Source organism: Umezawaea sp. (assembly GCF_057122925.1).
In genome coordinates this window covers 56685-67282 of the sequence record NZ_DBNGPQ010000094.1, presented here as the reverse complement: position 1 = coordinate 67282, position 10598 = coordinate 56685, and the positions used below count along the sequence as shown (strand labels likewise).

The following is a 10598-nucleotide window of genomic DNA, read 5'->3' as shown; positions in this document are numbered from 1 at the left end:
CTTGTCCGAAGCTAGCAGCGCCCCCGAACCCGAGCAACCCCGAACCCGCCGAAAAACAGATCCAGACTATTTGAGACGGCCTAAGAACGGCCGGGACCACGTCAAATATTTGACGACTATCTTTTGCAGATCCTCCGGTTAGCCACACGGGTCGGCGAATCCCTACCGTGGCCCTCGTCGGCTCGAACGTCCCGCCACACGACGTCGACCTGCGACGACATCAGGGCCTGACCAGCAGCCAAGGAGGAATCGGGTGTCGATATCAACAAGCGCGGACGCTGGGACCGTCGGCGGCCCCGGTCGGACCGGAGGCCACGGGCTGCCCCACGAGGAAATATCGCCACCATTCGACCACCTCGCTCCGGCGACGCCCACGACGAATGCTTTCGACGTCGTCCTCAAGCGCCGACCGGAAGACTTCATCGTCGTCGAGAACCTCATCCCTCCGGTCACCCAGGAAAGCGGAGCCGCCGTCCGACTGGCCCGGTTGAACAAACTCGGTTACACCACCTTCGAGGCGGTGTCCGCCATCGGTGAATTCTTCGAGGTCCCCCGCGCGGACGTCGGTTACGCCGGGCTCAAGGACGAGGACGGGATCACCGAGCAGCTCGTCAGCCTGCCACCGGGCCTGGACGCGAGCCGGTTCGCCGAGTTCACCGCCTTCCACGGCGGAACCACGCGGTACATGCGCCTGTCGGACGCCGGGCACGGCCGGGAACCGCTGCGGATCGGCCGCCTCAACGGCAACGGCTTCCGCCTCGTCGTGCGACGACTGGCGCCGGAGCTCGCGGAGGTGCTGCGGTCCGGCGCCCGCGAGCACACCCTGTTCTTCGTCAACTACTACGACACGCAGCGCTTCGGCGTGCCCGGCGGTCCGAAGAGGACTCACCTGATCGGCCGGGCGCTGCTCGACGGCGACCACGCCGCGGCGTTCGACCTCCTCCTCCGGTCCGGTGCGGCGGAGGCGGTGGCCGCGGCCGGGTTCTCCGGCCCGCCCGAGGCGTTCTTCTCCGCCCTCGATCCCCGGACGGTGTCGTTCTACCTGTGCTCGCACTCCTCCGGCGCGTGGAACGAGGAGGTGCGCCGCACCCTGGCCCGCGTGGCAGCGCGCGAACCGCTCGCCGTGCTCAGGGACGGCATCCCCTACGCCTTCGCGACCTCGACCCCGGACGTGCTGGCCCTGCTGCGGACCGCCGCGGACCTCCCGTACGACAAGTACCGGTGGGAGGACGGGGAGATGCGTCGCTCCACGTCCGTGCGGCCCACCGTCGTGCAGGCGCGGATCACCGTCGACGGTGTCGTGCCCGACGAGTTCTTCCCCGGCCGCTCCGCCTGCGAACTGTCGTTCTTCCTGCCCTCCGGCTGCTACGCCACCACCGCCGTGAGCCAGTTCCTCACGCTGCTGTCCCACGACGCGCCCGCGGCCCGCGGCGGCGCGAACCGGAAGGTCGAGAGCCCATGACCACCACCGTCGACCCGCACACCTTCCGCGTGCGCTGGTGCGGCCAGGAACTGACCGTCTCGGGAGCCGACCCGGCGCTGTGGCTCGGGCTGGACGGCGGTCGCGACCCGATCCGGCTGGACCGCTTCCGGGTCGAGGCCGTCGGGGCGGGTGCCGCGGGCACCGAACCGGCGGTCCGGCACGTGCCGGACGGCGAGCCGCACATCACCAGGGCGGGAGACCAGGTCGTCGTGCACGGCCCGGCGGACTTCTGGCTGCGCAACGAGCGCATCGGCTGCGTCGTCGTGCAAGCCTGGGACCGCAACTTCCTGCGCGCGGGCAGGATCGTCGTGCACGGGGCCGTCGTCGACCTCGACGGCGAGGGCGTGCTGCTGACCGGCCCCAGCGACTCCGGCAAGACCAGCGTCGCCCTGGAGCTGTGCACCGCGCACGGCGGCAGGATGATGGCCAACGACCACGCCGTCGTGGACCTCACGGGCCCGCGACCCGTCGTGCTGCCGGGCGAGGACAACACGTTCGCGTTCCGCAGCCAGGCCATGTGGCTGTCCGACCGGGAGCTCTACCGGGAGCTCTACGGCGAGCCGGACGACCTGCGACCGCACGAGCGCCGCCGCACCAGGCCCGAGGAGCTGGGCATCGAGGTCGGCACCTCGGCGGTGCCGCTGCGGCGGATCTACTTCGTCGGCGTCGGCACGACGGTGCACCCCGTCCGCTACCCGAGCCCGCGCACGCGCTCCTGGATCCGGCTCTACGCCGACATCACCGGCCGCGTGCGGGCCTCCACCATGCTGCTGTTCGACGACGACGGCCGGATCGGTCCGGCGCTGCCCGACCTCGCCGACCCGACCACGACGGTGGCGGTGGCGCGGCGGCTGAGCCCCGTGCTCGACTCCGGCATCGTCCACGACCTGCGCGGCACACCGGAGTGGTGCGCGCGGGCCGTGGTCGACGACCTGCGCGCCGACCGGCACCCGCGAGCGGCGGGGAGGTCGACGACGTGAGCGTCTCCGCGCACTTCTGCTTCTACCGCAGCCTCTACTCGCAGTCCGCGGCGTCCGTCACGGTCGCGATGACCGCCGCGGCGGTCCGCGCCACCGGCCGCTCCGCGACGCTGACCCTGCTGGCCAAGGGCGAGCACCGCAACGCCTCGCAAGCGCTCGCGGACGCGCCCCCGGACGCCGTGCTGCTGGCCAAGCCGAACTTCCAGGACGCGGCCGAATCGCTGTGGCTGGTCGACGGCCTCGGCGAGGCGGCCGACTACCGGGCGGTGTTCCTGTTCGGGGTGTACGCCACCGGGAACGCCGAGGAGCTGCTGGCCCTGCTGCCCCACGTCGACGGCGTCGTGGTGGGAGAGCCGGAGGCGACCGTCCCCGGTCTGCTCGACGCGGTCGAGCGCGGCGACTGGCGCTCCGCTCCCCCGCCCGGCGTGCTGGTGCGGGGCGACGACGGGACCCCCGTGCGCGGCGACGGCCTGCCGTCGACCATCTCCCTCGACGGCGGACTGCTGCCGGTGCGCGACGTCGAGGAGGGCGAGGCGGCCAGGATGGCGAACCTGGAGGCGGGCAGGGGCTGCGTCGCGATGTGCACCTTCTGCCACGTGCCGACCATGGACATCGCCGTCGGCGCGCCCAAGCGCCGCGCGAAGGAACCCGCGGCCGTGGTGGCCGAGATCGCCGCGCTCCAGGCGATGGGCAAGCGGTACTTCGTCTTCAACGACCCGCTGTTCTGGGCAGGACCGCGCGACACCGCGCGGGTCACCGAGATCGCCGGGCTGATGCTCGAACTGGACCGCAGGCCGTACTTCATGGTCTACCTGCGCACCCGGCCGTTCCCCGACGACGACCTGCTGGCGCTGCTGGCCGAGGCCGGGCTGGTGCGGGTGTTCATCGGCGTGGAGTCCGGTTGGGCCCCGACGCTGAAGATCTACCGCAAGGGAACGGCGCAGGACGAGTACGCCGAGGCCAAGCGGAGGTTCGAGGCGCACGGGATCAGCCACCACATCGGTTTCCTCGCGTTCAACCCGTTCTCCACCCTGCCGCAGCTGCACTTCGACGTGGACTACCTCGCCGGGCACGGCCAGCTGCACCGGCTGGGCACGATCCTGGAGCGCGCCCGCCTGGTGCCCGGTACGAAGCTGCGCCGGGACACGGAGCGGGCGGGGCTGATGCGGCTGCCCCGCGACCCGCTGACCGCCGACGCCGCGTACAGCTACGTCTTCAGCGACCCGCGCGTGCACGTCGCGCACCGCTGCCTGGAACAGGCGCTGCGGCGCGACTACGGCGGCAGGCAGAAGTTCCTGGAGTACCACTTCACCAGCACCGAGTTCCTGCGCCACCTGGTGGCCAGGCAGGCGGCCGTCGAGGGGACCCCGCCGGTGCCCGCGCGGTGGTGGGACGACCTGCGGGCCATGCACGACCGGGTCAGCACCCTCGTCTCGGACTACTGCCACGCCCTGTTCGACGTGGCCGACGGCGTCGAGCCGGACGCCGCGCGGGCCGCGATCGAGGCGGGCCGCGAAGCGGTGCTCGTGGACGCGCACCGACGGGCGGGCACCAGGGCCTTCGTCCAGGACATGACCAAGCTCGAACGCCGAACCGAGGTGGCCGCCGCGGTCCTGACGCGCGACGTGGCGCGGGCAGGCTACCGGGAACCCGTGGAGTCCCTCTTCACCTCGACCGAAGGGAGGGTGTGATGCCCGCGCTGCCGGACTTCCCGCGCTTTCTGGAAGTGCAGACCGTGACCGCGTGCAACGCCGCCTGCACCGTGTGCCCGCACCCCGAGGTGGTCAACGAACTGCCCAGGGGTCGCATGAGCGACGAGCTGTTCGGCTCGATCGTGGAGCAGTGCGTGGACCACCAGGAGGGCCTGACCTTCGCGCCCTACCTCAACGGCGAGCCGCTGATCGACCGGCGGCTGGCCGAGCGGATCGCGCTCGTCAACGACAGGCTCCCCGCCGGCTCCGTGGAGGTGTCGACCAACGTGTCGATGCTGGACGACCGCAGGCGCGCGGAGCTGGCCGAGGTGCGCGTGGACGACCTGCGCCTGTCGGTGTTCGGGTTCACGCCGGAGACGCACGCCCGGCTGATGCCCGGCCTGCGGTTCGACAGGGTGTGGGCGAACATGGTGGCGCTGGCCGAGGACGACAGGTGGCGCCGGTCGGTCGGCGTCGTGGGGGTCGTGCTCCTCGACCACCCCGCGGTCACCGAGGAGGACGTCGAACTGGCCGAGAAGTACTGCGCGGACAACGGTTTCGAGCTGTACCGCTGGGGGGTGCTCGACCGCAGCCGCAACGTGGCGAGCTTCTCCAACAACACGTGGCGGGACCGGGTCGTCGGGTGCGAGCAGAACCGCCACCGGGAGCGGCTGCACGTCCGGTTCGACGGCACCGTGATCCTGTGCTGCCAGGACTGGCGCGCCGAGATCGTGGTCGGGAACCTGCGCGAGTCCTCCATCCAGGAGCTGTGGCACGGCCCGGTCTACACCGCGCTGCGCAGGCAGATCGAGGACGGCAGGCCGGGCGTGGCGCCGGAGCTGTGCAGGCGGTGCAAGCTCTCGGTGCCGGGATGACGGCGGGACTGGTGGTCGGCGTCGACGGGGTGGTCGCCAGCGGCAAGACCACTCTCGTCCGCGAGCTGACGAGCAGGCTGGGGGCGGTGCTCGTGCCGGAGTACGCGCCGCACCCCGGCGTGGGGCCCGGCGTCGCCCCGCCCGCGGACGTGCCGTCCGGCTGGCGGGTGCAGCGGCACTACCTCGTCGAGGAGGAGCGGCGGGGGCGGGCGGTGGGTCCCGGCACCACCGCCGTGCTCGACCGCACCGTGCTGTCCCAGGCCGCGCACGTGGACGCCGTGCACCGCACGGGAGGTCCGGACCTGCGGTCGCGGCTGGCGGACTGGCTGGCGCGGGGACGTGCGGTGGAACCCGATGTCGTGGTGACCCTCACCGGGGAGCGCGACGCGTCGCGGGAGCGGTGCGCCGTGCGCGAGGCGGGCCCGGACCGGCACGGCACCGCCGACCTCTACGTGGACGAGGAGTACCAGCGGGCCTTCGACGCGTTCCTCGGCCGCCTGGCGGAGCGCCTGCCGGACCGGGTCGTCGTGTTCCCGCCGTGCCCCGAGCCGCGGGCGGTGGCGGACCGCGTGCTGTCGCGGTCCGCGCGCCGCCGCCCGCCGCGCCTGGTGACGGCGCTCGTGGACGAGTTGTGGTGCTGAATGAAGACGATCGTGGAACTGCTCGGACCGCCTGCCGCCGGGAAGACGACGCTGGCCGGGGTGCTGAACGGCGGGATGTCCGTGGTCCCCGAACAGCTCAGGGCGCTGCTGCTCGAACCCGACCCGCCGCCGCCCGGCGAGGAGAGGCAGGCCGCCGTCGCCCGGCGGATCGCCGCGGAGGTGGCGGCCAGCCCCGAGGGCACCGTGCTCGTGGACGTCGGGTGGCTGTCGCTGATCTCCTTCGCCTGCGCGGAGTGGCCCGTCGAGCGGGCCCGGCGGGTGGCCGACGCGGTCGTCGACGCGGCACGCGCCGCCGGGGAGTGCCGGTACGCCGGGCTGGTGGTGCTCGACGCGGGTGACGAGGAACTGCGCGGGCGCGCCGCGGCCGACGCGCCGACCGGCCGCCGACGCGGTGCCCTGGAGGACAACCTGGCCAGGTTCCACCGGGAGGACGCGCTGCTGCGCACGGCGGAGGCGTTCCTGCCACCGGGGACGGTGCTCCGCCCCCACCAGTCCGATGTGGATGGCCGGGCCGCCGAGGTGCGGTCGTGGCTGGCCCGCGGCGGAGCGGGGGTGGACCCGTCGAGCCTCCTGCGACGGGTTGCCGGGCTGTGGACGCGGGTTACCGACACGAGCACGAGGTGATGCGGGATGAACGAGAAGTCCGGCGGTTCCCCGGCACGCGGCGGGTCACCGCGCCGCCGTCCGGTCCGGCCCGCGGGGGTGACACCGTGAAGCCCTCCGCACCGATCAGGGTGACGGCCGCGGCGGCCGTCGGGATCGGGCTCGCCGCGCGGGGACTGCTGTGGCGCTCCAGGGTGCGGCGCTCGGCGTCGGCCCCGACGTGGGTGCCGCCGCCGCGCGGGGCGGAGCCCTCCCCGGACGTCGCGGTGGTGGTCCCGGTGCTCGCCGAGCAACCGCGGCTCGACCGGCTGGTCGAGCACATGCGCGACCTGCGCGCGGCGGGCGAACCGGTGGCCCTCGTGCTCGCCTCCACGACCCGTGAGCCCGCCGTCCCCGGTCTTCCGGGGACGCCGGAGCTGTGCGACCGCTGGGCGGCCCGGTACCCCTGGATCTGCCACCACCAGGTGGACGACCCGGCGGGGATGATGGCCTCGCAGCTCAACGGCGTGCTCGACGTGTGCTCGCGGGTGCGCGAAAGCCGGTACGTCGCCATCTACAACGCGGACTCGCTGCCCGCGGCGGGCACCCTCAGCACCGCCGCGCAGATCATGGACCGCCACCCGCGCCCGGTCGTCGTCCAGCAGCACGGCCTCTACCTCCGCAACTGGCACGACCTCGGCACCGCACCGCCGTTCTCCCGCGCGGTGCTGCGGGCCGCCGCGGCCTGGCAGTGCCGCTGGAGCCTGGGCTTCGAGCGGGTGCACGCCCTGCGGTCGGCACGGGCCCGCGTCGCGCCCGCCGCCCGACGCCTGCCTGCCCCGTTCGCCTACGTCATCGGCCACGGCCTCCAGATGCGCCTGGCGGACCTGGTCGCGGCGGGCCGGTTCACCGAGCGGTTCCCGAACGAGGACGCGCACCTGTCGGTCGCGCTCGCCGCCCGCGGTGTGGCGGTGGTGCCCAACCCGCACTGGGAACTGGCCGACAGCCCGGACTCGCTGCGCGGCCTCCTGGTGCAGAAGCGGGTGTGGTTCCACGGACCGGCGGGCGCGCTGCGCTACCGGCGCGACCTGCGCGACAGCGGCGTCGCCGCGGACCGGGACCTGCGCCTGCCCGCCTACCGACTGCTCCACCACGCGATCTGCTGGGCGGGCGGGCCGCTGCTGGCGGCGGGCGCGCTGCTCGCGGCCGGGCCCGCGACGTTCGCCGGTGTGCTGGCCGGACTCGTGGTGTACCTGGTGCCCGCCAACGACCTCGCGCTGCGGCGGGCCGCGGAGCTCTCCGGCCTGCGGGTGCGGCCCGCCGAGCGGCTGGAGGCCGCGCTCGGCGCGCCGGTGGCCTACGCCCTGCACGGCGCGTCCGCCTACTGGGCCGTGGCGCTGTCCCTGCGGCACGCCCTGCTCGGCACCGCACCGGGCAAACCGCGCACACCCATGCGGTGGACGGCGGACTCGAACCCACTTGAGGAGGCTCTGTGATCGAGGTACGGCTCGAACGGGTCGGAACCGTGCTGCGGCTGCGGGTTCCCGACGAACTGGCGACCGCGGTGGCCGGGCTGCGGCACTACCGCGAACCGGACCCGGCGGCGCCCGTCACCCACGAGGTCACGGTCACCGACGCGGCCACCCCCGGCTTCCGCTACCTGGAGGACGCGACCGAGTTCGCCGCGCCGATCCACCAGGTGACCAGGGACGGCCTCCAGGTGGTGGTGGAACAGGCCTTCTGCCGCGCGTTGGACGCCGCGGGCCGGGTCGTCCTGCACACCTCGGCCGTCAGCGACTCCCGCCGGGTCTGGGCGATGTGGGGCCACAGCGGCGCGGGCAAGACCACCCTCGCGCTGGGCCTGCACCAGCGGCTCGGCTGGCCGCTGATCTCCAACGGTTCGCTCGTCGTCGGGCTCCAGGACGGCGTGCCGACCGCGATCGGCACGGTCAAGCGGCACGTGAAGCTGCGCGCCAGCTCGCTGCGCCACCGGCCCGGCGGAGCGGGAAGCGGGTCGAGCACCGGCGGCTACGAGGACAAGGTCGACGTGGACCTCGGCGAGTTCGGCGCCGACCGCGTCACCCTGCCGCTGCCGATCGAGCGGCTGATCTTCGTGCGGCTCGTGGCCGCGCTGCCGGGTGCGCTGGTGGCCGACCTCGACCCGCGCCGGATCGCAGTGCAGCTCTACGAGGACATGGTGCGCCACCTGCACGGCGGTGAGTTCTTCGTGTTCGGCGGGGACGGCCGCGTGCTGTGCCCGGTGCCGTCCGCCGCCACCGACGCGGGCCACCGCGCCAGGGTGCGACTGGTGGAGGCGTTGACCGCCCGCTCCACCGCGCTGACCGGACCGCTGGACGACTGCCTCGCCGTGCTGACCGGTGCCGGGTCGGCGCGGTCGCACCGGCCGGAGGTCGAGCGCACGGGGGCGTGAGGTGGAGACCGGGCTGGACGGGTTCGGCTGGCGGACCCTGGAGTCGGCCCGCATCCCCAGCACCCTGACGTGGGACCGCGACCTGCTCCTCTCGCTGCCCGGCGGGCGCGTGCTGGACATCGGGTGCGGACCGGCACCCGGTTCGGTGCCGACGCCGGGGGGCACCAGGATCTGCCTGGACCACAACCTGTCCGCGGTCGCGAACGCCCGCGGGTCGACGCGGTGCGACCTCGCGGTCTGCGGCGACGCCTCCGCGCTCCCCTTCGCCGCGGGCACCTTCGACGTCGTCCTGTGCAAGGCCGTGCTGACGGCGGTGGTGGACGAGGGGAGGTGCCGTTCGGTCATCTCCGAGTCCGCGAGGGTGGCCCGGCGCGGCGGAGCCGTGGTCGTGTCGGACTTCCTGATCAACGACCGCGATCCGTACTACGCCGCCCGGTACGACGCGTGCGCGGTCGGCCCCTACGGCACCTTCCTCGCCGTCGACCCCTCCGGCGGTTCCGCGGGCGACTACACCGCGCGGCACTTCGACAGGCGGTGGGTGGTCGACCAGGTCGCGATGAGCGACGCGCTGGACCTCGTCGGCTACACCGAGCAGCGGGTGCGCACGCGGTCGGGGCGGGAGTCCGTCGGGTTCACCGCCGTCGTCCACCGCAGGTGACCCCGCCCGGTCAGGTCCTCCGCCGCGGAGCCAGGTGCGGGGCCAGCCTGGTGGCCATGAGCCGGTAGCCCGCCGCGGTCGGGTGCAGCCCGTCGCCCAGCAGGTCGGCCTCGGCGGGCCCGAGGACCTCCGGACCGTGCACCAGGCTCAGCCGCGGGTCGACGTGCCGCAGCTCGTCGTGGATCCCGACCAGCTCCCCGCGCACGTCGGCCAGGGTCATCCCGGCCCCGTTCACCGCGTGCTCGCGGGCCGGGCTGGTGATCGGCGTGATCAGCACCACCGGGGTGTCCGGGTGGCCGTCCCGCACGGTGGCCAGGAACCCGGCCACAGCGGGCCGGAACGTGCGCCGGGTGAAGGACGACCTGCCGTGCACGTTCACCCCGAGGCACAGCGCGATCAGGTCGGCCGGGCCGTCCCGCACGAACCGGGCCACCACCGGGTCGAGGTGGCACTGCCCGGAGAACCCGAGGCAGCGCAGGTCCCAGTCGTGCTCCGCGGCGACGAGCGCGGGCCAGGTCTCCGACGGTCCCGCGGCGGCCGTGCACTGCGAGATCGAGCTGCCGTAGAGCACCCACCTCGGGCGGGGGTCGACCGGGACCACGGTGCTCGCGCCGAACAGCGACAGGGCTCCCAGGCGCGCGAAACCGAACTGCGGCAACCAGATCCGCACCACCTTCTCCCCCGGCGGCAGGTCTGTCCCCACCACGCCGTCGCCGTCCACCGCGCACCGGGCGTGCAGCACGCCGTCCACGACGACGTCGAACGGGGCGGGCCGCCGGACGTCCTCGGGGCTCTCCGTCCGCACCGGCCAGCTCAGCCCGGTGGCGTCCGTGCGGAACTCCACCCGCGCTCCTGCCGCCATCCGCGCCTTCTCCGCCAGCTCCGGGTCCACCGGCCACGCCGAGGCGGGCAGCCTCGACGGCACCACCCACCCGCCGTCCCGCCGGACCTCGGCCACACCCCGGACCGCTCCCACCCCGGAGCCCACGTCCACCACCAACCGGTCCACCGGACAACCCTATCCGGATTCGAGTCGTTGAGACGCGGAAAAGGGTGGGACCCGGTCGAATATTTCACGGTTACCGTTCATATATCTCGATGATTGCCATCGCGGTCGACGAATGTCTACCGTCGTCACCGTGCACGGAACGCCTTGCCGGCCGGGTTCCACTTGGACGGAATAAGACGACATCACCATCTCGCCCGTCATGACACCCAGGGCCCGGCCGGCGAGCA

At 73.5% G+C, this 10598-nt stretch carries 10 protein-coding genes; 9 read left to right on the top strand and 1 reads right to left on the bottom strand.

Annotated features, from left to right (window positions below; translation table 11 throughout):
• Positions 1-253 precede the first annotated feature (253 nt).
• The 9 genes from truD (at position 254) to AC156L_RS21540 (ending at position 9362) form a co-directional block, all read left to right on the top strand.
• Positions 254-1462 (top strand): tRNA pseudouridine(13) synthase TruD, encoded by a 1209-nt coding sequence (truD, locus tag AC156L_RS21580; protein WP_330878923.1) that lies wholly within the window; start codon positions 254-256, stop codon positions 1460-1462.
• On the top strand, positions 1459-2463 hold the full coding sequence (locus AC156L_RS21575) for a hypothetical protein (RefSeq protein WP_330878924.1): 1005 nt from the start codon (positions 1459-1461) through the stop codon (positions 2461-2463). The genes truD and AC156L_RS21575 overlap by 4 nt, the downstream gene beginning before the upstream one ends.
• Positions 2460-4154 carry a B12-binding domain-containing radical SAM protein gene (locus tag AC156L_RS21570; protein ID WP_330878925.1) on the top strand — a complete coding sequence of 565 codons (1695 nt, stop codon included), beginning with the start codon at positions 2460-2462 and terminating at the stop codon, positions 4152-4154. The genes AC156L_RS21575 and AC156L_RS21570 overlap by 4 nt, the downstream gene beginning before the upstream one ends.
• Positions 4154-5029: a radical SAM/SPASM domain-containing protein gene (locus AC156L_RS21565; RefSeq protein WP_330878927.1), complete on the top strand. Its 876-nt coding sequence runs from the start codon at positions 4154-4156 to the stop codon at positions 5027-5029. Before AC156L_RS21570 ends, AC156L_RS21565 begins: the two co-directional genes overlap by 1 nt.
• A complete protein-coding gene (locus tag AC156L_RS21560) occupies positions 5026-5670 on the top strand; it encodes an ATP-binding protein (protein ID WP_330878928.1) in 645 nt (214 codons plus the stop codon). The genes AC156L_RS21565 and AC156L_RS21560 overlap by 4 nt, the downstream gene beginning before the upstream one ends.
• Positions 5671-6315, top strand: a complete 645-nt coding sequence (locus AC156L_RS21555) for a hypothetical protein (RefSeq protein WP_330878929.1) — start codon at positions 5671-5673, stop codon at positions 6313-6315.
• An 86-nt stretch (positions 6316-6401) separates the two neighbouring features.
• Positions 6402-7769, top strand: coding sequence for a glycosyltransferase family 2 protein (locus tag AC156L_RS21550; protein WP_330878930.1), 1368 nt, complete (start codon positions 6402-6404; stop codon positions 7767-7769).
• Positions 7766-8704, top strand: coding sequence for a hypothetical protein (locus tag AC156L_RS21545; RefSeq protein ID WP_330878931.1), 939 nt, complete (start codon positions 7766-7768; stop codon positions 8702-8704). Before AC156L_RS21550 ends, AC156L_RS21545 begins: the two co-directional genes overlap by 4 nt.
• A gap of 1 nt (position 8705) precedes the next feature.
• Positions 8706-9362: a class I SAM-dependent methyltransferase gene (locus tag AC156L_RS21540; RefSeq protein ID WP_330878932.1), complete on the top strand. Its 657-nt coding sequence runs from the start codon at positions 8706-8708 to the stop codon at positions 9360-9362.
• Between the two features lie 10 nt (positions 9363-9372).
• Here the strand turns inward: AC156L_RS21540 and AC156L_RS21535 are convergent, their stop codons facing one another.
• Positions 9373-10371, bottom strand: coding sequence for a GDSL-type esterase/lipase family protein (locus AC156L_RS21535; RefSeq protein WP_330878933.1), 999 nt, complete (start codon positions 10369-10371; stop codon positions 9373-9375).
• Positions 10372-10598 lie beyond the last annotated feature (227 nt).